The sequence below is a fragment of the Pediococcus ethanolidurans genome (assembly GCF_964062635.1).
GTDB classification, from domain to species: domain Bacteria; phylum Bacillota; class Bacilli; order Lactobacillales; family Lactobacillaceae; genus Pediococcus; species Pediococcus ethanolidurans.
On sequence record NZ_OZ061251.1, the window covers coordinates 16,212 to 35,578 of the forward strand.

General features: G+C 40.6%; 19 protein-coding genes and 2 pseudogenes. 18 read left to right on the plus strand and 3 right to left on the minus strand.

What is annotated here, in order from left to right:
* Window positions 1-93: 93 nt before the first annotated feature.
* Window positions 94-1,023 (minus strand): annotated as a pseudogene (locus tag AB3219_RS10910) (IS30-like element ISLpl1 family transposase).
* Window positions 1,024-1,506: 483 nt separating this feature from the next.
* Window positions 1,507-2,586 (minus strand): annotated as a pseudogene (locus tag AB3219_RS10915) (transposase); the annotation flags it as partial.
* 328 nt (window positions 2,587-2,914) lie between these two features.
* Here AB3219_RS10915 and fabZ point away from each other — a divergent pair.
* The 13 genes from fabZ (at window position 2,915) to fabI (ending at window position 12,784) form a co-directional block, all read left to right on the plus strand.
* Window positions 2,915-3,361 carry a 3-hydroxyacyl-ACP dehydratase FabZ gene (fabZ, locus tag AB3219_RS10920; RefSeq protein WP_056973862.1) on the plus strand — a complete coding sequence of 149 codons (447 nt, stop codon included), beginning with the start codon at window positions 2,915-2,917 and terminating at the stop codon, window positions 3,359-3,361.
* Window positions 3,362-3,389: 28 nt separating this feature from the next.
* Complete coding sequence (locus tag AB3219_RS10925) at window positions 3,390-3,857, plus strand: MarR family winged helix-turn-helix transcriptional regulator (protein ID WP_056973860.1); 468 nt, start codon at window positions 3,390-3,392, stop codon at window positions 3,855-3,857.
* Window positions 3,854-4,837, plus strand: coding sequence for a beta-ketoacyl-ACP synthase III (locus AB3219_RS10930; protein ID WP_056973858.1), 984 nt, complete (start codon window positions 3,854-3,856; stop codon window positions 4,835-4,837). Before AB3219_RS10925 ends, AB3219_RS10930 begins: the two co-directional genes overlap by 4 nt.
* A gap of 67 nt (window positions 4,838-4,904) precedes the next feature.
* The gene (acpP, locus tag AB3219_RS10935) at window positions 4,905-5,150 is read left to right on the plus strand and encodes an acyl carrier protein (RefSeq protein WP_056986348.1); all 246 of its coding nucleotides are present in this window, start codon (window positions 4,905-4,907) and stop codon (window positions 5,148-5,150) included.
* Between the two features lie 9 nt (window positions 5,151-5,159).
* A complete protein-coding gene (locus tag AB3219_RS10940; RefSeq protein WP_056986344.1) occupies window positions 5,160-6,074 on the plus strand; it encodes an ACP S-malonyltransferase in 915 nt (304 codons plus the stop codon).
* Window positions 6,074-6,805, plus strand: a complete 732-nt coding sequence (gene fabG, locus AB3219_RS10945; protein ID WP_056973854.1) for a 3-oxoacyl-[acyl-carrier-protein] reductase — start codon at window positions 6,074-6,076, stop codon at window positions 6,803-6,805. Before AB3219_RS10940 ends, fabG begins: the two co-directional genes overlap by 1 nt.
* A gap of 20 nt (window positions 6,806-6,825) precedes the next feature.
* Entirely contained in the window at window positions 6,826-8,055 is a 1,230-nt protein-coding gene (gene fabF / locus AB3219_RS10950; protein WP_057877457.1) for a beta-ketoacyl-ACP synthase II, read from the plus strand.
* Window positions 8,056-8,059: 4 nt separating this feature from the next.
* The gene (accB, locus tag AB3219_RS10955; protein ID WP_056973865.1) at window positions 8,060-8,536 is read left to right on the plus strand and encodes an acetyl-CoA carboxylase biotin carboxyl carrier protein; all 477 of its coding nucleotides are present in this window, start codon (window positions 8,060-8,062) and stop codon (window positions 8,534-8,536) included.
* Between the two features lie 6 nt (window positions 8,537-8,542).
* Complete coding sequence (locus tag AB3219_RS10960) at window positions 8,543-8,959, plus strand: 3-hydroxyacyl-ACP dehydratase FabZ family protein (RefSeq protein ID WP_056973850.1); 417 nt, start codon at window positions 8,543-8,545, stop codon at window positions 8,957-8,959.
* A gap of 72 nt (window positions 8,960-9,031) precedes the next feature.
* Window positions 9,032-10,411, plus strand: a complete 1,380-nt coding sequence (locus tag AB3219_RS10965) for an acetyl/propionyl/methylcrotonyl-CoA carboxylase subunit alpha (protein ID WP_125584107.1) — start codon at window positions 9,032-9,034, stop codon at window positions 10,409-10,411.
* Window positions 10,392-11,234: an acetyl-CoA carboxylase carboxyltransferase subunit beta gene (locus AB3219_RS10970; RefSeq protein WP_056973843.1), complete on the plus strand. Its 843-nt coding sequence runs from the start codon at window positions 10,392-10,394 to the stop codon at window positions 11,232-11,234. The genes AB3219_RS10965 and AB3219_RS10970 overlap by 20 nt, the downstream gene beginning before the upstream one ends.
* Window positions 11,227-11,997, plus strand: coding sequence for a carboxyltransferase subunit alpha (accA, locus tag AB3219_RS10975; RefSeq protein WP_125584106.1), 771 nt, complete (start codon window positions 11,227-11,229; stop codon window positions 11,995-11,997). The genes AB3219_RS10970 and accA overlap by 8 nt, the downstream gene beginning before the upstream one ends.
* A gap of 28 nt (window positions 11,998-12,025) precedes the next feature.
* Window positions 12,026-12,784, plus strand: coding sequence for an enoyl-ACP reductase FabI (gene fabI, locus AB3219_RS10980; RefSeq protein ID WP_056973839.1), 759 nt, complete (start codon window positions 12,026-12,028; stop codon window positions 12,782-12,784).
* A 145-nt stretch (window positions 12,785-12,929) separates the two neighbouring features.
* Here the strand turns inward: fabI and AB3219_RS10985 are convergent, their stop codons facing one another.
* Window positions 12,930-14,171: an ISL3 family transposase gene (locus AB3219_RS10985; protein ID WP_063697918.1), complete on the minus strand. Its 1,242-nt coding sequence runs from the start codon at window positions 14,169-14,171 to the stop codon at window positions 12,930-12,932.
* A gap of 20 nt (window positions 14,172-14,191) precedes the next feature.
* On the opposite strand from AB3219_RS10985, the gene AB3219_RS10990 reads away from it, so the two are divergent.
* The 5 genes from AB3219_RS10990 to AB3219_RS11010 all read left to right on the plus strand — a co-directional run bounded on the left by AB3219_RS10990 (window position 14,192) and on the right by AB3219_RS11010 (window position 19,224).
* Window positions 14,192-14,434 carry a hypothetical protein gene (locus tag AB3219_RS10990; RefSeq protein WP_062904598.1) on the plus strand — a complete coding sequence of 81 codons (243 nt, stop codon included), beginning with the start codon at window positions 14,192-14,194 and terminating at the stop codon, window positions 14,432-14,434.
* Window positions 14,419-15,303 carry an IS3 family transposase gene (locus AB3219_RS10995; RefSeq protein ID WP_143445935.1) on the plus strand — a complete coding sequence of 295 codons (885 nt, stop codon included), beginning with the start codon at window positions 14,419-14,421 and terminating at the stop codon, window positions 15,301-15,303. The genes AB3219_RS10990 and AB3219_RS10995 overlap by 16 nt, the downstream gene beginning before the upstream one ends.
* A gap of 279 nt (window positions 15,304-15,582) precedes the next feature.
* Complete coding sequence (locus AB3219_RS11000) at window positions 15,583-16,167, plus strand: recombinase family protein (RefSeq protein ID WP_087127705.1); 585 nt, start codon at window positions 15,583-15,585, stop codon at window positions 16,165-16,167.
* Between the two features lie 359 nt (window positions 16,168-16,526).
* Entirely contained in the window at window positions 16,527-17,732 is a 1,206-nt protein-coding gene (locus AB3219_RS11005) for an NAD(P)/FAD-dependent oxidoreductase (protein WP_367369469.1), read from the plus strand.
* 115 nt (window positions 17,733-17,847) lie between these two features.
* Window positions 17,848-19,224: an FAD-dependent oxidoreductase gene (locus AB3219_RS11010; RefSeq protein ID WP_024855732.1), complete on the plus strand. Its 1,377-nt coding sequence runs from the start codon at window positions 17,848-17,850 to the stop codon at window positions 19,222-19,224.
* Window positions 19,225-19,367 lie beyond the last annotated feature (143 nt).

Sequence of the window (19,367 nt, forward strand, 5' to 3'; positions counted from 1 at the left end):
AGTGGAATTGTAACATAATTTTTTATTATTTGATATTGGATGTAAGCTGATTCCTGAGACAACTTTTAAGAGAGCGTATGGTAGATTGCAAATTTAATCCGAATTTTTGGACAAATTTGTCAGCATAACCTGATACGGTGTTTGCCAGTCGAGTATTTTAAGCGGTCGCTGGTTAATTTAGAGTAACGTCGTCGTTAAATCTTGAGCACTAATGTGCTCAAAACGAGTCCCTTTAGGATAAAAATAACGTAAATTCCGATTAAAGCGTTCATTACTACCACGTTCAGCTGGAGTATAAGCATGGCAGTAATAGGTCTTAATACCATATTGTGATTCAAGTGATACTAGCCCACTAAACTCAGTGCCACGGTCCACAGTAAAGCTGTGCACCGGACCATTAAAAGTGGTTAGGAACTTAGTTAGTGCTTCATTAACAGTCGCTGTCGTCCGATCTTTTAACCGGTATGCCCAAAGGAACCGTGATTTGCGATCGATTAAAGTTAATAAAACTGCCTTACTATGCCCACGAGGACCAACGACTGTATCTAGTTCAAAATCGCCGATGCGATTACGTTGATTAATCATCATGGGACGCTGTTCAATTGATCGCCCCAAAGATTGATTATATTTGGATCGTTGGTCAACGTTACGCCGTTGGCGTACGCCATGTTCAGGTAGATCATTCAAGGAGAAATCAATTCTCCCCTGATTTAGCCAATTATAAATAGATTTATTAGCTAGTTTAAATTCGTGAGCAATCATTCCTGGTGACCAGCTTAGACGTAAATGGTTGAGAATTTTTTGCTTTAACTCATCGCTCAGCTTAGTTTTCCGACCACATCGTGATCGCTTGTATTCGGCATCTGTTTGTGCTAATTCAGCCTGATAAGGTTGACATCGAGATAATTCATAAGAAATTGTTGACGGTGATCGGTTCAGCCGAACGCCCATTTGGATATTGGACAGCCCTAGTTCACAAAAGGTTTCGATTTTAATTCGTTCGGAATAGGTTATACTAGACAAAAGATCAGCTCCTAAAAGATGGGTTTGTGGTAAACACCATTTTAAAGGAAGCTGATCTTTTTTGTCCGAACAGCGTTCGGATTAATTTTACAATCTACCTAATAAGCACAACAAAACTTAAAAACATAAGAGCAAGCAGGTGGATCAAGGCGTGCAACGTTAACCAGTTGTTATGCTATACTGTGAGTGCCCATATGAACAAGGATTCCTATGTCGAGCTATATGACGATATTAAACAACCGCTAGCTTGCGGAGCTAAAGCGGCTATTTTTTATTAGCATGTAGGCACCATTATTTATGAAGACCACTTTTAAATTAAAAGCAGCTCATATTATGTATTATCTGGTGCTCAAATAACTCTTGAATTAGGAATCAAACTCATGTAAAACTGGCATTCACTAATTTATAAATGCTGTTATGACGGGGATCGTTTAGTGTATTCCCCACGTATGTGGGGGTGATCCTTGCTAAATGGCCACAAAGCCCGTCATAATTTTGAACTTGTGATTTGTCGAGCCGCAAGTATTGCTTGGCAACTTTAAAGTAATTCTCAATTTGCCATCTTCGGGCGTATAGTTGAATGATCTCTTGTGGCTGAAGGCCTAACTGAGTCGTTGCCAGTACTAGGTAGTCATCTTGACGGGCCCGATTAGCCACAAATACCAAGCGAAGCTTGAATTTTTGGTTCCCGACGTGCGCTTCGACAAAGCAGCTGTATTGATAAGCTTGCTTGGGTTGATATTTTGAGGCCTGCAGTCGCTTGTATAATGCTTTAACTGAATATTGCCGTCCGCGATATTGATAGTAAATTTTGCTGGACCGTTTAAGCATGCCCACGCCGTTTAATCCCAACTTGGTTAATTCATAGAACATTTTTGGTGAGCTATACCAGCTATCAAATAACACATAGTCAGCTAGAACGCCATTTGCGAGGGCTTGCTTGACAAGTTGCAATGAAACGAGGTTCATTTTTTGCTGTGCTTGGCGACGTCTCCGGCCAGCAATTGTTCGTTGATCGGTTGTTTTAGCTGATTTTCCAAGGACGTTTTGTGGCTTCTTGGAAGACATTAATGCAAAGTTGATCGGTAAGAATGTATTGGCGTCACTCCAACCCAAAGTTAAAGCCCGGTATCCCTTAATATATAACTGTTTGTCATGGTCAAAGACTCGCGCTAGTAATTCGGTTTGGGTGGCGTACTCACGGGAAAAGAGTGTATCGTCAATGATCAATGCTAACCGCCGCCGGCGGTCAATAAACGGTCGTAAATGCTTGATTAAATGACTCCCAACTTGACAAATCAAGCGTTGCCAATTGATCCGGCCATCGTTCAAATTATTTCTGACGGTGCGACTGGTAAAGTTAGGTGTTTCATGGGCTCGATAAAGCGAGCGTCCCAGGAACTTTGTCGTGAGCAGCCATTCAATGACCTTCATCAAGCTGATTTCTGAATGCCGGCGATAATTCACCAACTTGGTGAGTTTAGATAGACCAATGAGGGAAGTAAATTGATGAACAATATTGTGAAGCTCGTTTTCTGTATTTTTTTGTCTTATAATATTCATGACGTAAGTCTCCTTTGTATCTTGGTTTTGGTCGACTAAAGTATACAACGCAGGAGAGCTTGCGTTTATTTTTTTGCCAAAAAAGCCAATAACCACACGCCTTTGGCGTGATTATTAGCTTTCAAGTTTCAGTTCTTAGTTTTATCGGTTATTACGCCATTAACCAAAATAGTTTGAATTTCAAACTATTTTAGGTTATGATGTGAGATGTTCAAAATTTGGACATGGATGAAGTGAAATCAACCAAATTTTTTTGACAATTTAGTTCGAAAGTCGAATTAATCTGGCGTGATACTTGATCAGTTTTGCAACCGAAAGGAAGAAAGCAATGAGTGTATTAGATGCAGCTAAAATTATGGATCTAATTCCCAATCGATATCCAATTTTGTTTATGGATAAAGTCGATGAATTAAATCCGGGTGAATCGATCGTTTGTACCAAAAACGTCACAATTAACGAGGAATTTTTCCAAGGCCATTTTCCTGGAAATCCAGTTATGCCCGGCGTATTAATTATCGAGTCGCTTGCTCAAGCAGCTTCGATTTTAATTCTCAAGACGGAAAAATATCGTGGCAAGACAGCTTACCTTGGTGCCATTGATAATGCCAAATTCAGAAAAGTTGTTCGTCCGGGTGATGTTTTGAAGCTACATGTTGAAATGGAAAAACAGCGTGACAACATGGGTAAAGTTAAATGCGCTGCCAAAGTTGAAGACAAAGTGGCTTGTTCCGCCGACTTAACGTTCATTGTTCCAAATCCAGATAAAAAGATTTAGACCGAGAGTGAATGAGGAGATTTAATGAATGAATTCGACGAGTGATGAAATTAAAGATGATTACAATTTCATAAGTGAGGCTTTGATAGATATTTATGATCAGATAATGCGAATTGAAGAGAGTGAAATTCGAAAGAGTCGATTTAAGGACATCACTGCAAAAGAATTGCATCTTATTCATACAATTGGCCTTCATGATCGGAAAACAACTTCAGAAGTATCACGTGTTTTGAAGTTAAGTAAAGGGACGTTAACTGCCAATCTTAATAACCTTGAGAAAAAAGGCTACATCATTCGAATGATTAACCAACAGGACCGTCGGATTATCAACCTTGGGCTGACGAGTAAGGGCAGATTGCTTTATCGTGCCCACTATGCGTTCCATCGCCAGTTGGTTGAAAGTTGCTTAAAGGGATTTGACGGATCCGATATTCGAAAGATGCGGCAGGCATTGGTTAACGTTGAGAAATTTATTGACGAGGTTTCATCAAAATGAAATTTGAAGATTTTAAAATAGTAGCTACGGCGAGTCAAGTGCCTGAGCGAGTTGTTGATAATCATGAACTTTCAACGATGATGGACACCTCTGATGAGTGGATCGTTAAGCGAACGGGAATTAAGCGTCGGCATATTGCTGTTACTGAAACTACAAGCTCACTTTGTACCAGCGTTGCTCAGCAATTACTTGCTCAAAGCGAACTGCAGCCTGACGATATTGATTTGATCGTTGTTGCAACCATGTCACCTGATTATTTAACACCTTCTACCAGTGCAACTGTGCAAGGAAACATTGGTGCTACTAAGGCGATGGCGTTTGATATTGATGCAGCCTGCTCAGGGTTTGTTTATGGATTGAAGCTAATTCGGCAAATGCTGATGGCAGATCATAAAAAGAATGCCATTTTAATTGGTGGTGAAACGTTAAGTAAGCTTTTGGATTGGTCTGATCGATCCACTGCCGTTTTGTTTGGTGATGGTGCCGGTGGGGTTTTGGTTACGAACGAGACAACTGCTGATGGGTCATATCTTGCAGATAGTATGACAACCCTTGGCAGTCTTGGTGGCTATTTAACGGCTGGTAAGACTGGTCAGCCATCACCATTTTCATCAGATCATCAACCATTCAAGCCGTTCTTTAAGATGAATGGTCGGCGTGTTTATCAATTCGCGGTTAAGAATGTTCCCGATTCGGTTAACCATGCATTATCGGTGGCTAAATTAGCACCGACAGATGTTGACCACTATGTCCTTCATCAAGCGAACGTTCGAATTGTCGAGCGGATTGCGGATGAACTCGAGCTGCCAATGACCAAATTTCCGGTTAACATCGGTGAATTTGGGAATACCGCAGCTGCCAGCGAACCGATCTTGTTGGATCAGCTAGTAAAACACAACATTATCAAACGTGGCGATACAATTGCGTTAAGTGGCTTCGGTGGTGGCTTAACAGTTGGAACCATGTTACTGACTTATTAACGATATTGCTCATAGAAAATTAATTAATCAAATTAAAAACAAACAACTATATTGGAGGAAATTAATGATGACTAAAGAAGAAGTATTTAACAAGGTAAAGGATATTATCGTGGACCAATTGGATGTTGATGCAGACAAAATTAAAGAAGACACTAATTTCAAGAATGATCTTTATCTTGACAGTTTGGATATCTTCGAAGTTGTTGACAAAATTGAAGATACTTATGATATCGAAATTGAAACTGAAACTGACAAAGGTATGGAAACTGTTGGTGATTTGGTAGATTACGTTTTTAAACAACAAACTAAGTAGGTTGATACTTTGAGATTAAGTTATTTATTTAGCGGTCAGGGAAAACAATTTCCCGAGATGGGGCAGGACCTTTACCAACAAGAGGTAATTTATCGTCAAACCATTGAGGAAGCTTCTGCTGCACTTAATATGGATTTGAGTAAATCAGAGGTTATGGATGATCCCAATAATGTCCAGGTCGCCATTGTCGCAATGAGTACCGGTATTTTTCGGATTCTTGAAAAAGAATTCGGATCACCAGTGGGCGCTGCTGGATTGAGCCTTGGCGAATATAGTGCAATTATAGCTGCTCGTGGTGTTCAGTTTGCTGATGCGCTAAAGCTGGTTCGTGATCGTTCTCGCTATATGGATAAAGCAGGAAAAGATCATCCGGGTAAAATGGCAGCTGTTCTTAAGGCAAACGCTGATTTAGTCCGTGAAGCCTGCCGGGTTGGTGCTCAAGCAGGTGATATTTACCCAGCTAATTTTAATACCGATTCGCAGATTGTTATCGGGGGTACACAGGCCGGTTTGGACGCAGCAACCACTTATCTTCATGAACATGGGATTAAGCGGGTTGTTCCGTTAAAAATGACGGTTGCTTCTCATACTCCGTTTATGCAAGAAGCAAGTGATTTATTAGCTGATCGAATTCAAACTGTTGACTTTCATGAGTTTAAGTTTCCTGTTATTAGTAATACAACAATGACCCAATTTGATGTTGCCAATATGAAACAGACGCTGGTTGATCAGTTGGTTAATCCGACCCATTTCATTGATTGCCTCAAAGCCTTAGTCAATTTGGGCAGTGATACGATGATTGAAATCGGTCCGGGTGATACGTTGATGAAGTTTGCAAAATCGTTATCAACTGTTGACACACTACATATTGATAGTGTTAAGACATTGAATGATGTCAGATCAAATGTAAAGTTGGTGAAATAATGAGTGAAGCAAAACAAATTGCATTAGTAACCGGTGCCGCAAAGGGGATCGGATTAGCGATTGCCAAAAGGCTTTCAAAAGATGGTATGACAGTTGTTTTAAATACGCACCATGCTTTAGATGATGATGTGAAGCAGCAATTAAGTGATCAGGGAGTTACTTTTGATAATTTGGTTGGCGACGTGGCCAACGAAGATGATGCCCAAGCAATGATTGACAGTTTGCTGGAAAAATATGGTCAAATTGATGTTTTAGTAAACAATGCGGGCATTAACCGCGACAAATTATTGAGCCGCACTAAGCTGTCGGATTTTAAAGCAGTTATTGACACAAATTTAATTGGCGCGTTTAACATGACCAAGTTTGCAATGAAGTCAATGCAAAAGAGTCGTTCTGGTGTCATTGTCAACATTTCCAGTATTTCAGGCTTGCATGGTAATATTGGGCAGGCTAATTATTCCGCTAGTAAAGCTGGACTAGTCGGTTTGACAAAAACAGCCGCTCGTGAAGGGGCTTTACGTAATATTCGTTGTAATGCTGTTGCTCCGGGAATGATTGAAACCGATATGACTGGAAAAATGAGCGAACGTCGTCAAAAAGAATTCACTGATCAAATTCCGTTGAAACGATTTGGCCGACCGGAAGAAATTGCCGACGCAGTTTCGTTCTTGGTGCATAATGATTATTTAACAGGTCAAGTCATCACAATTGATGGTGGATTAACAATTTAATTGCTAAAGGAGATAAATTCATGAACAGAGTCGTTGTTACTGGAATGGGTGCCGTTACCCCACTCGGAAATGATGTTGATAGTTTTCTGACCAACTTATTAAATTCGAAGGTTGGCATTAATAAGATTACCAAATTTGATGCAGAAGCAACTGGAATTTCTGTTGCCGGTGAAGTCAAGGACTTTGACGCAATGAAGCGCTTGGACCGAAAAACCGCAAAGCGAAATGATCTGTTTGTCAATTACGCGCTATATAGTGCTCACGAAGCGATGGAAATGGCTGGCTTGAATGAAGACAATATCAAACCAGAGGAACTAGGCGTCATTTATGGTTCAGGAATTGGTGGTTTGACGACCATTCAAGAGCAAGTCATCAAGATGCACGACAAAGGACCTAAGCGGGTATCACCTCTCTTTGTGCCTAATTCCATTGTTAATATGGCTGCCGGTGATATTTCAATTGCCTTCAAGGCCCGTAACACCAGTCAAGCTATTGTGACTGCCTGTTCGTCAGGGACTAATGCAATTGGCAATGCCTTTGAATATATTAAAGAAGGAAAAGCTGAGGCAATGATTGCAGGCGGAACTGAAGCTTCAGTAAATGAAATTGGTATTTCAGGATTTGCTGCAATTACGGCATTATCGAAGACCGAAGATCCAATGAAAGCGTCAATTCCGTTTGATAAAGACCGAAATGGTTTTGTAATGGGTGAAGGTTCTGGAACCCTGGTCTTGGAAAGTTATGACCATGCCAAAGCACGTGGCGCTAAGATCCTTGCTGAGATTGTTGGTTATGGAACGACTAGTGATGCTTACCATATGACAGCGCCTGATCCAGAGGGAACCGGCGCTAAACGGGCAATGCAAATGGCCATTGACGAGGCTGAAATTGATGCCACTGATGTTGACTATATTAACGCGCACGGAACAAGTACTCATGCCAATGACAGCGCTGAATCCAAGGCAATCAATGTGGTCTTCTCAAAGAATGATCATGTTAAGGTAAGCAGTACCAAAGGGATGACTGGCCACGCATTGGGCGCAGCCGGTGCGATTGAGGCTGTTGCAACAATCGGCGCAATTCAAAGAAACCAAATGCCGGTAAATGTGGGTGTTGTTAACCAAGATGAAGAATGTGATGTTGATTTAGTTGATGACACCAATAAGAAAACAACTGTTAACTATGCAATCAGTAACTCATTTGGATTTGGAGGACACAACGCTGTAATTGCATTTAAGGGATGTGATTAAAGTTATGGACGAGAAGGAAATTGAACGGTTATTAGATAAGTTTGATAAATCATCACTCAAAAACTTTGAGTTAACGCAGGATGATTTTAAATTGGCATTGAGTAAACGTGAGGCTGGTGACCAAGTTGTTGTAGGTGAGCCAACATTAACAACACCTAATGACACTGTTAGCGCACCTAAACCGACGTCAAAACAATCACAGAATGAATCAACAACGCCAGCTGTTAATTCGGCAGCTGATGTCGCCGAAATTAAAGCACCGCTGGTAGGTGTTATCTATTTCGCGCCAAGTCCCGATAAGCCTGCCTTTAAAAAGCAGGGCGATAAAGTTGAAAAAGGGGACGTTGTCTGCGTTATTGAAGCAATGAAGATGATCAATGAAGTTAAGAGTGATGTTTCAGGAACAATTTCAAATATCTTGGTTGAGGATGGCAGTATGGTTGAGTATGATCAACCACTGTTTCAAGTTAAGAAGGGATAGATAATAATGACACCCAACGTAAATGATGTGATTCCCCAACGCTATCCTTTTGAAATGATTGACCGCTTTTTGGATGTTCAAGCAGGTGTTAAGGCAAGATCGGTGAAACTGATTTCCATTAATGAATGGTTCTTTGCCAACCAGCCGGTTAACCGGTTAGTTGTCCCACGGCCAATTATGATTGAGGCAATGGCTCAGACTGGGGTTGCTGCCATTCTGTCATTACCAAAATATCAAGGGAAAAATGTGTTTTTTGGCGGCATAAAAAACGCCACTTTTCAAGATGATTTTCGACCAGGCGACCGGTTAATCTTTGAAGTGGAAATGAAAAAGCTCAAAATGAACATTGGATTAGGTCACGGATCGATTATTCGAGACGGTCAAGTGATTTGTGAGGCCGACCTGATATTTGCGGTGGAATGAGAAACCTGGCTCATTTCGGGAATGAATCCAAATGGCGTTCCAAAACGTTTTTAAGTACAAGAAGGTGAGCATATGTTTAAAAAAGTATTAGTGGCAAATCGTGGCGAAATTGCTGTGCAAATTATCAGAGCACTTCATGACATGAATATTGAAGCAGTTGCTGTTTATTCCAGTGCTGATAAGGAGAGCTTGTTTGTTCATTTAGCTGATGAGGCGATCTGTATTGGCGGTGCCCAGCCGAGTGATTCTTATTTAAATATGGCCCAAATTATGAGTGCCGCAACTTTAACTGGTTGTGAAGCCATTCATCCCGGGTACGGTTTTCTCTCTGAGAATGCTGAGTTTGCGGAAATGTGTGAGTCTTGTCATATTCAATTCATTGGTCCTAGCCATCAATTGATTTCACTGATGGGTGACAAGGCTAACGCCAGAGAGGCAATGAAGTCCGCGGGCGTTCCGGTGATCCCTGGTAGCGAGGGTGATGTCACTTCAGTTGATCAAGCTGAACGGATTGCTGAAAAAATTGGTTTCCCAGTTTTATTGAAATCCGCTGCCGGTGGTGGTGGTAAAGGTATCCGTGAGGTTGATCGGCCAGAAGAGCTTCGTGATTCATTCGAGCAGTGCCAACGTGAGGCCAAGGCATCATTTGGTGATGATAGTATGTATGTTGAAAAACTAATCCGAGATGCCAAACATGTTGAAATGCAGGTGATTGCGGATAATTTTGGCCACGTTGTCTATTTACCGGAACGTGACTGTTCTCTGCAACGAAATCATCAAAAGGTAATTGAAGAAAGTCCATGTATTTTGATTTCTCCTGAAGAACGTCAGGAATTAGGTGAAATTGTTGCCAAGGCAACGCTTAAACTTGGTTATACAAATACTGGGACCTACGAATTTTTGATGGATCACGATCACCATTTTTACTTTATGGAAATGAATACTCGTCTTCAGGTTGAACATACGATTACCGAAGAAGTTACCGGCATTGAGCTGGTAAAGGGTCAGTTAGCCGTTGCTGCTAATGAAGTATTACCCTTTGTTCAAGCAGATGCGACTGTTAAGGGACATGCTTTGGAGTGTCGATTAAATGCCGAAGACCCCGAAAACAACTTTGCTCCTCAACCCGGGAAAATTACCCATTTATTTTTCCCTGATGGGTCATTGAGTGTCCGAATTGATGCTGGTGTGACCAACGGCAGTTTTATTTCACCTTTTTATGATTCAATGATCGCTAAATTAATCGTTCATTTAAATGACCGGAATGCGGTCATTGCGAAGATGAAACGGGTGTTAAGTGAGCTTGAAATTACGGGTGTCATAACCAATCAAGCCTTTTTATATGAGTTAGTTACATCTGATCGATTTAAACAGGGAACCTACTCAACTAGTTTTATTGAAAATGATGTTCTTGCTGGTAGGAGGGGATTAAATGCTGCAAAGTCGGTTTAAAATGCCCAGTCGTGATGAATTAAAAAAGCGAATGGATAAAATCCCCGATAACTTAATGAAAGAATGCCCAATTTGCCATACAACGTTTTTTTCGATGAGAATGGGCAAGCAGCGAACCTGCCCTAATTGTGGATTTGGTTTTCGAATTACGGCTCGCAGGCGGGCTAAGATTACGTTTGATACCTTTGACGAAATGGATGCAGACGTAACGGTTCCCGACCAATATGACGATAAGAAGTATCGGGGTAAAATTGCAAAAGCAAAAAAGGTAACCGGAATTAAGGAAAGTGTCTTGACTGGAATCGGGTCACTGGATCATCAAAAAGTGGCGGCCGGAATTATGGACCCATTCTTTATCATGGGTAGTCTTGGCAGTGCCACTGGTGAAAAAATTGTTCGATTGTTCGAAAAAGCAACCACTGAAAAGTTGCCGGTTGTCATGTTTACGGCTTCTGGTGGTGCGAGGATGCAGGAAGGGATCAAGTCACTGATGCAAATGGCAAAGGTGTCCCAGGCTGTTGAGGCTCACAGCAAAGCCGGACTGTTTTATCTGGTGGTTCTTTGTGATCCAACGACTGGTGGCGTTACTGCCAGTTTTGCAATGCAGGGCGACATTATTTTAGCCGAATCTCATGCTTTGGTTGGATTTGCTGGTCGCCGAGTCATTGAACAAACAATTATGAAGCAGCCACCCAAGAATTTTCAAAGGGCTGAAACTGTTTTGGATCACGGCTTTATCGATGCGATTGTTCCGCGGACCAATTTAAAGCAGACAATCTCTCAATTTTTGCGACTGCATCAGAGGGAGGCTAGTCATGGCTAAAAAAACAGCTTATCAACGTGTTCAGGCAGCCCGTGACAGTCATAAAATTTCAACGGATGAACTCATTCGTGGTTTGACAACTGATTTTTTTGAACTCCATGGAGATCGGTCTGATGGCGATGATCAAGCAGTAATCGGTGGCATTGGATTGTTAAAGGATGTACCGATTACGGTGGTTGGGATTCGTAAGGGTGCTGATACGGAAGAAAATATCAAGCGTCATTTCGGTAGCCCTGAACCGGAAGGCTATCGTAAAGCGCTTCGATTAATGCAACAGGCGGAAAAATTCCATCGACCGATTTTGGCGCTGGTGAATACGCCTGGCGCTTGGCCGGATGTGGATGCTGAATATCACGGTATTGGTTCTGCAATTGCCAAGTGCTTACAAGTGGGCATGCAACTAAAGGTACCGTACATTAGTATCATTGTTGGTGAGGGTGGTAGTGGTGGCGCGATTGCGCTTGCCTGTGGCGACAAAGTATTTATGTTTGAAGATAGTATTTATTCCGTTTTGTCACCTGAAGGCTATGCCAGCATCATGTGGAAGGATTCATCAAAGGTCCAGCAAGCAGCTGAAGCCTTAAATTTAACATCAGAATGGTTACAAGAAAATGGTATTATTGATCAGATTATTCATGAATACCACTCTGGTGAGAATTTAGGCCCACTACGTGACTTTCTGGCAAATCAGTTTAATGAACTGGCTAATTTACCGATTGACGAGTTATTACGCCAACGTGAGCAACGTTACCGGAATTTTTAAAAGAAAAATTATTTGGAGGCCGAATTAAATGAGTGGCTTTTTAGATGGAAAAACAATTGTGATCATGGGGGTCGCAAATAAACGCAGTATTGCTTGGGGATGTACCCAGGCAATTATTGATCAAGGCGCTAAGGTTATTTTAACTTATCAAAATGATCGAATTAAGAAGAGCTTACAACGATTTGTTCCTGAAGATTCAGAATTAGTAGAATGTGACGTTGCTGATGATGACAACATTAAAAATGCATTCGAAGAGATTGGTAATAAGTATGGCAAAATTGATGGTGTGATTCATGCAATCGCTTATGCTGACCGTGAGACATTGACGTCTGGGCTGGTACATACTACTCGTGAAGGATACGATTTGGCTCAAAACATTAGTGCCTACTCATTGATTGCAGTGAGTCGTTATGCACAACCAATCCTAAATGACCCTTCAAGTATTGTAACTTTGACTTATTTTGGTTCAACTCGGGCCATTCCAAATTACAATATGATGGGTGTTGCCAAAGCGGCCTTGGAAGCCAACGTTCGCTATTTAGCTTCAGATTTAGGGGTGAATGGGATTCGAGTAAACGCAATTTCTGCGGGTGCGGTTAAGACATTAGCAGTTACCGGCATTAAGCATCATGGTGAATTGTTAAAGGAATCGGAGTCGAGAACCGTTGATCAAAAGAGCGTTACAACAACCGAAATCGGAAATGTGGCTGCCTTTTTGATGAGTGATCTGGCAACTGGAATGACCGGCGACGTGGTTTACGTTGATAAGGGTGTGCATCTTATTTAAAGAGAGTGATCAAATCAGCGGTTAGATCCCAGAATATAAGCCAGCCCATCTAATATTCTGGTTTTGAATATTAGATGGGTCTCTGTCAAATCGTATTGGTGGAGATTTTGAACGGCACATTCACTTCGGTGAATGTGCTTTTTGTTTACTCATGAATTAAACTAATCCGGATAAAGAAGTTGTCAATATTTCGAAAACCAAAACAGTTACGCTTTAATGCCTTGATTTTACGATTAAGTCCTTCAATTGGACCGTTGGAAAATGGATAACGACAACTGTTTAGAAGGGCTGAACCATTTTTGATAAACGTGTTGATCGTTATGTCCATTTGATTACTAGTGGGTTGGTAGTTAGTAAGTAAGGATTGGAACGCATTAGCATCCTTTTGGTGTATGGCACTTAAGATACCTTGATAGGTTTGATACACAGATCTAAATCTGGGAAAAGCGTCTAGAGCTAAATCAATGGCGTTTTGTTGCGTCATATACTCGTTAATTCCGCGTAAATAAACAGCCTTAGAATCATTAACTTTTATTTCATCAAGATGAAATAAACGCCATTGAGATTTTAAAATATGATAAATTCGTGAATGCTTATCTTGGATAGTACGAATGGTCTGCGTGCGTTCATTATCTAAGGCACGCCCAGCCAGTTGAATAATATGGAAACGATCGATAATCGTGGCCGCATTGGGAAATAAGCGATGAATGAAGCTGCCATATTCAGCATTCATGTCAATCGTCACTGATTGAACTTGGGCACGTTCTTGAACCGAAAAACGAGCTTCAAAGTAGTCAATGATATCTTTACTTAGCCGATCTTTTAAAGTAACAATTCGGCGATGACTAACGGCATCGCAACAATTAAAGGACATCCAGTGATTACAGGAACGAAATTCATCAAAGCAAAGATTCTCTGGGAGATGTTTAACACGATAGGCTAAGTGAATATTGGCATTTAGGATTCGTTGAACACTGCTTGGCGAAATTCCACAAAGTTTAGCAATTTCTTTACTCGTCAACATATCGCGTGCCAAAACGATCACTTGATGTTTGATATTATGTGTGAAAGTTTCGTTACGATTAACCAACTTAGTTTTAGCACCACAGGTTTTTGAACAATCTTTACATTGGTATCTTTGACGTTTTAAATGCATTTCGTAACGACCACCGGATAAGGTTCCTAAACGCAGGTGACTCATGTGAGTTCCGTTTTTAATTAAGCTTTTATGGCCACAATGTGGGCACTTTAAAAGTTGATAAGACAAAGTTGCATGGACGACATGAATACGTTGGTTTGTGGAACACCGTTCTTTAGAAATACCAGTGACAATTAAGTTTGGGTCTGTTATTTCGAATAAGCATAAGATAGAATTAGTTAGGGACATCTGAATTTCCTCTTTTCGATTTGTTTTGGCGATTAAATCGTAGCACAAAGAGGACAGATGTCCTTTTTTATTTTTCTGATTTTCAAAACAGACAAAAAACCGGTATTAGTTATTCACCAATACCAGAAAGTGTAGACCCTAAAGAAGACAAAGGAAGTGGAATTTCCAAATCAGATGTTTTAGCGTTGCAAAAACGTTTGAAACAGCTAGAAAGTGAGAATGACATCTTAAAAAAAGCCTTAACCATATTCGCCAAAAAGTAAACCCAGATGACTGGCAGACAGCCGTTGATATTAATTTGAAGCACCATAGTATCAAAGAAACCTGTAAAGTACTCTCAGTTCCACGCTCAACTTACTATGAACATCAGCAGAATCATGTATCGCCACAAGCCAAGCGTCGTAAGACACTTAGCCAGTCGATTAAACGCATTTACTTTAATTCTAGACGTATCTACGGGGCACCTAAAATTCTAAAAGCGTTACAAAAAGAAGGTAAGACTGCCAGTATTAAGCTAGTTCAACGATTAATGCGCCAAATGGGGTTAAAATCAATCACGCGCAAGAAGTGGCATTATCAACAAACTAATGATATTGATACGACTGATTATTCAAATATACTCGCGCAAGATTTTCGTACAACCAGTCCAAATCAAAAGTGGTGTGCAGACATAACTTATATTCACACCAAAGCCAATGGCTGGTGTTATTTATCAAGCATTCAGGATTTATATTCACGTAAAATCATTGCCCATAAAATCAGCCGTCATATGACTGCTGATCTTGTGATCAGCACTTTTCAACAAGCCTTTGAAACTAGAAAGACGACTAATAACTTAATTGTGCATACCGATCTGGGTAGCCAGTACCGCAGTGCTGGCTTTGAACAGATCTTAGCGCAACACCATATTCGCCATTCTTATAGCAAGCGTGGCTGTCCCTATGACAATTCATGTTTGGAATCATTTCACGCCAGTTTGAAAAAAGAAGAGGTTTACCAACACCATTATCAGGATTTTGAAGAAGCAAATGCTGCAATATTCAGCTACATTGAGAGCTTTTATAACAGTGCTCGAATTCACAGTAGCATTGATTATTTAACTCCAAATGAAAAGGAAAAATTAGTCGCTTAAATTATACATAAAATGTGTCCAGATTCTTGACCTAAATCCAAAGGATGTTAAATCAATAAGGTTAAACCCCATTATTAGGCATAATTCTAAAGTTTATGAGTTTTAGAAGGATGTTAAATCAATAAGGTTAAACCCCAAGTTTAACCATGAAAGTATTTCTGATGAGTTTTAGAAGGATGTTAAATGGCCACTAGGGTATACCCTAATGGTCTTTTTTATTTCTGTGCTATACTAGGAATTACAAGTGTTCATTAGAACTGTCCAAAAGGAGAATTGGAAATGGCTAAAATCGGTTATGCGCGTGTGAGTTCCAAGGAGCAACATTTAGATCGACAGTTAGCGGCTTTAAAAGACGTTGATAAATTATTTACGGATAAATTAAGTGGGGCTAACACTAATCGGCCAGAACTGCAAAAAATGCTGGCCTATATTCGTGAGGGTGATATTGTAATGGTCACTGAATTAGATCGCTTAGGCAGAAACAACCATGATTTGACTAAGATCATGAACTCCATTCAAAATAAGGGTGCCACCCTAGATGTGTTAAATTTGCCGTCCATGACAGGGATTGCTGACCCAAATTTACGTCAACTGATGACCAACTTGATTATTGAACTCTATAAGTATCAGGCCGAAAGTGAACGTAAGCGAATCATTGAGCGCCAGCAACAAGGGATTGCCTTAGCTAAGCAGCAGGGTAAATATCATGGGCGCAAACCCCAATATGCCAAAGATGATCCCCGTTTGCAACACGCTTTTAAGCTTTATCAAACGGGTATGAGTGATGTAGATGTTGCCCGTAATACAGGGATTAAGCGGACGACCTTTATCAGATATCGAAAGAAATTCAATATACAAAGATGATGTTTACATGAGAGAATCATAGCAGAGCGGACCACTTGAAACTTCTAACTCCACTAAAATCCGAGAAATGACCAAGAAAAATGACAACTCTTCGAATATTGTTACTTCAAATTAAAATCAAAAATGATTACCTTAAAAATTGAGGTTTTTTAATTAAAATAATATTATTTTATGCTGTGTTATCCGCAATTCTAAATCTGGATCATAGTGATATTTGATAGCTTTGTAGCAGTATGTAAATAAAATTATTATTCTGATAAAAGCAAGCAACGATTGACAATTCTGATCGTTATTTTTCGAATCATGGCGTTTTTATATTACAATGATCCTAGAAAAAGTAAAGTTATGGAGGCGATTAGATGAGTGATTTGGATCAGACAAACAGCTATCGATACGTCATTGTTGGTGGCGGAGTGGTTGCTGGCTATGCCATCAAGGGAATTCGACAGGAAGATTCAGAGGGTGAGATCTTAATTATTTCGCAAGAGGCGGATGTCCCATATGAACGACCGGCACTGAGTAAAAAACTATGGCTAGATGATGAATTTACTGAAGAGAACATTCAGATTGGTGCTGAAAATTATCCCAATGTGACTTTTAAGTTCAAGACAACGGTTACGGCTATTAATCGGCAAGATAAGGTCATTACATTGGCAGATAGTGAGCAAATCAAGTATGAACAGCTATTGCTAGCAACTGGCGGAGAACCTAGACAAATCCAGGGACCTTCTGATCCACATGTGCTAGTCTTTAGACAGTGGTCAGATTATCGCAAGTTACGTAAATTTAGTGGTCCGAACAAGCGAGTTGTGATCATTGGTGGTGGATATGTTGGTACAGAGCTCGCATCGTCACTGACCCAAAATGAGACTGAAGTTACGATGATTTTTCCAGAAAAAGCGCTGGGTGAGGGTAAATTTCCTGAGTCTATTCGGACTGAGTATGAAGCCACGTTCAAACGCAATGGTGTCACACTGATGAGTGGTCAGTTTGTCCAATCATATCAACGCCAAGGTGACCACTTGACTCTATTGACAAAGGATGGTACGGTGATCGTAGCCGATACGATCATTGTTGGGTTAGGCGTTACGCCGCGGATTAGTTTAGCTGAAGACAGTTGTTTGGATTTAGCTGATGGTGGTGTGAAAGTTAATGAGTATCTCAATACTAGTGACCCAGCCATCTGGTCTGCTGGAGATATTGCCTCTTATCCAGATCACATCTTGGGTCGGCAACGGATTGAGCACGTGGACCATGCCCGACTTTCTGGTGAATTAGTTGGCCGTAATATGGCAGGTGCTCACATGAGCTATCAGCATACCCCATACTTCTATTCCATGATTTTTGATATTTCCTGGCAAGCAATCGGTAATATTGATCCTAAATTGCGATTGATTTTTGATCGGCGAACGCATGGATCGCTTGTCTATTTCATAGATACCGATAAGTTAGTTGGTGTTTTAGTTTGGAATGTTAAGGTGAATCTTGATGATGTTCGCGCATTGCTTGCGAACGCTCCAGCTACAGATGATCTGGTGGGCTCCATTCGAGAGAAGAAGGCTTAGTATCTGGATGAGATATCGGTGAATCATTGCGTCATCACGAATGTACTTTAGAACAAAATGTCCATCATTAACGATTTATTATTTGTCACCCATCTATTAGGAGGCTATATTTTTTATGTCGAAGACAAAAGTTATTGTTGTTGGTGCCTCGCACGGCGGCCATCAGTCGGTTTTGGAACTTACTCACAAATACTCAAACCTAGATATTAAACTATTCGAAGCGGGAGATTTTATTTCTTTTATGTCCTGTGGTATGGAATTATATTTAGAAAACAGTGTAACGAGTATTAATGATGTCCGTAATTTTAAACCTGCAGATCTCGAAAAATTTGGGACAGAAGTATATGCCAATCATGAAGTGACCAAAATAAATCCAGAAAATAAGCAAGTTACCGTGAAAGATTTAAGATCCGGTAAGATACAGAGCTATGATTACGATAAATTAATCTTAAGCTCAGGCGTAACTCCAAACGATTTACCCGTTCCTGGTCATGAGCTAAAAAACGTTTATTCAATGCGCGGCAAGGATTGGGCAGAAAAGATCAAAGCAAAATTATCTGACCCAGATGTTAAAAATATTACTGTTATTGGTGCTGGTTACATTGGTGTTGAAGCTGCTGAAGCCAGCATCAAAGCTGGAAAGAATGTTACATTAATCGACATGATTAATCGGCCTCTGGGCAACTACCTAGATACCGAATTAACAGATATTTTATCAAAAGAATTGACTAGCAAAGGCGTTCAAGTTGTCACTGGCGCTAAGATTGAATGCTATGAAGGGACTGAATCGGTTTCTGCTGTTAAGACCAACGATGCAGAATATCCTAGTGACTTGATCATTCAAGCTGTTGGAGTTAAACCTAATACTGATTGGTTAAAGGGAACGGTTGAACTAGATAAGCGCGGGTGGATTAAAACTGACAAATATTTGAGAACTAATCTGCCTGATGTCTATGCCATAGGTGATGCGGTGTTGGCCTATTCAATTCCTGCTCAGAGGAACATGCCGATAGCTTTAGCCACGGTTGCCCGACGTGAAGCCCGTTATGTAGTGGAACACATCTTTGAGAACACACCGTCTATGCCATTTTCAGGAGTGGTCGGCTCATCAGCATTAAGTGTTTTCGACTATCACTTTGCCACATCAGGTCTGAATATGACCACAGCCCAAAAGGCCGATATTAAGATTAACACATCTTTTTACAAAGACACTTTACGTCCAGCTTATGTCCCTATGGAGAAGGGAAATACAGAGGTCTACGTAGAGCTGGATTACAATCCAAACACTCATCAACTATTAGGTGGTGCTGTATTGTCAACTTATGATATCACTGCCCAAGGTAATGTTATTTCATTAGCCATCCAACAAGGATTAAAACTGGAAGATTTAGCCGAAGCTGACTTTTTCTTCCAGCCAGGCTTTGACCGACAGTGGAGCCTATTGAACTTAGCAGCCCAACGTGCTCTTGGTGAACTTGAGTTTACAAAATAGAAATTGTAACGACCACTTATAACTTGCTGTTTAGGATCACGAATAAATCAAAAAGAGGCTGTGACATAAGTCTCCACAAATAAGACGGTCTAGTGAGAATCTTCGGATTCTCACTAGACCGCCTTTTGATATAATGGAAAACA

What these genes read in the sequence shown, in the direction of transcription:
- AB3219_RS10965 (WP_125584107.1), top strand. Translation starts at nt 9,032, where the DNA reads ATGTTTAAAAAAGTATTAGTGGCAAATCGTGGCGAAATTGCTGTGCAA.
- acpP (WP_056986348.1), top strand. Translation starts at nt 4,905, where the DNA reads ATGACTAAAGAAGAAGTATTTAACAAGGTAAAGGATATTATCGTGGAC.
- fabI (WP_056973839.1), top strand. Translation starts at nt 12,026, where the DNA reads ATGAGTGGCTTTTTAGATGGAAAAACAATTGTGATCATGGGGGTCGCA.
- AB3219_RS10925 (WP_056973860.1), top strand. Translation starts at nt 3,390, where the DNA reads ATGAATTCGACGAGTGATGAAATTAAAGATGATTACAATTTCATAAGT.
- AB3219_RS11005 (WP_367369469.1), top strand. Translation starts at nt 16,527, where the DNA reads ATGAGTGATTTGGATCAGACAAACAGCTATCGATACGTCATTGTTGGT.
- fabG (WP_056973854.1), top strand. Translation starts at nt 6,074, where the DNA reads ATGAGTGAAGCAAAACAAATTGCATTAGTAACCGGTGCCGCAAAGGGG.
- fabZ (WP_056973862.1), top strand. Translation starts at nt 2,915, where the DNA reads ATGAGTGTATTAGATGCAGCTAAAATTATGGATCTAATTCCCAATCGA.
- accA (WP_125584106.1), top strand. Translation starts at nt 11,227, where the DNA reads ATGGCTAAAAAAACAGCTTATCAACGTGTTCAGGCAGCCCGTGACAGT.
- AB3219_RS10930 (WP_056973858.1), top strand. Translation starts at nt 3,854, where the DNA reads ATGAAATTTGAAGATTTTAAAATAGTAGCTACGGCGAGTCAAGTGCCT.
- fabF (WP_057877457.1), top strand. Translation starts at nt 6,826, where the DNA reads ATGAACAGAGTCGTTGTTACTGGAATGGGTGCCGTTACCCCACTCGGA.
- AB3219_RS11010 (WP_024855732.1), top strand. Translation starts at nt 17,848, where the DNA reads ATGTCGAAGACAAAAGTTATTGTTGTTGGTGCCTCGCACGGCGGCCAT.
- accB (WP_056973865.1), top strand. Translation starts at nt 8,060, where the DNA reads ATGGACGAGAAGGAAATTGAACGGTTATTAGATAAGTTTGATAAATCA.
- AB3219_RS10960 (WP_056973850.1), top strand. Translation starts at nt 8,543, where the DNA reads ATGACACCCAACGTAAATGATGTGATTCCCCAACGCTATCCTTTTGAA.
- AB3219_RS10985 (WP_063697918.1), bottom strand. Translation starts at nt 14,171, where the DNA reads ATGTCCCTAACTAATTCTATCTTATGCTTATTCGAAATAACAGACCCA.
- AB3219_RS10970 (WP_056973843.1), top strand. Translation starts at nt 10,392, where the DNA reads ATGCTGCAAAGTCGGTTTAAAATGCCCAGTCGTGATGAATTAAAAAAG.
- AB3219_RS11000 (WP_087127705.1), top strand. Translation starts at nt 15,583, where the DNA reads ATGGCTAAAATCGGTTATGCGCGTGTGAGTTCCAAGGAGCAACATTTA.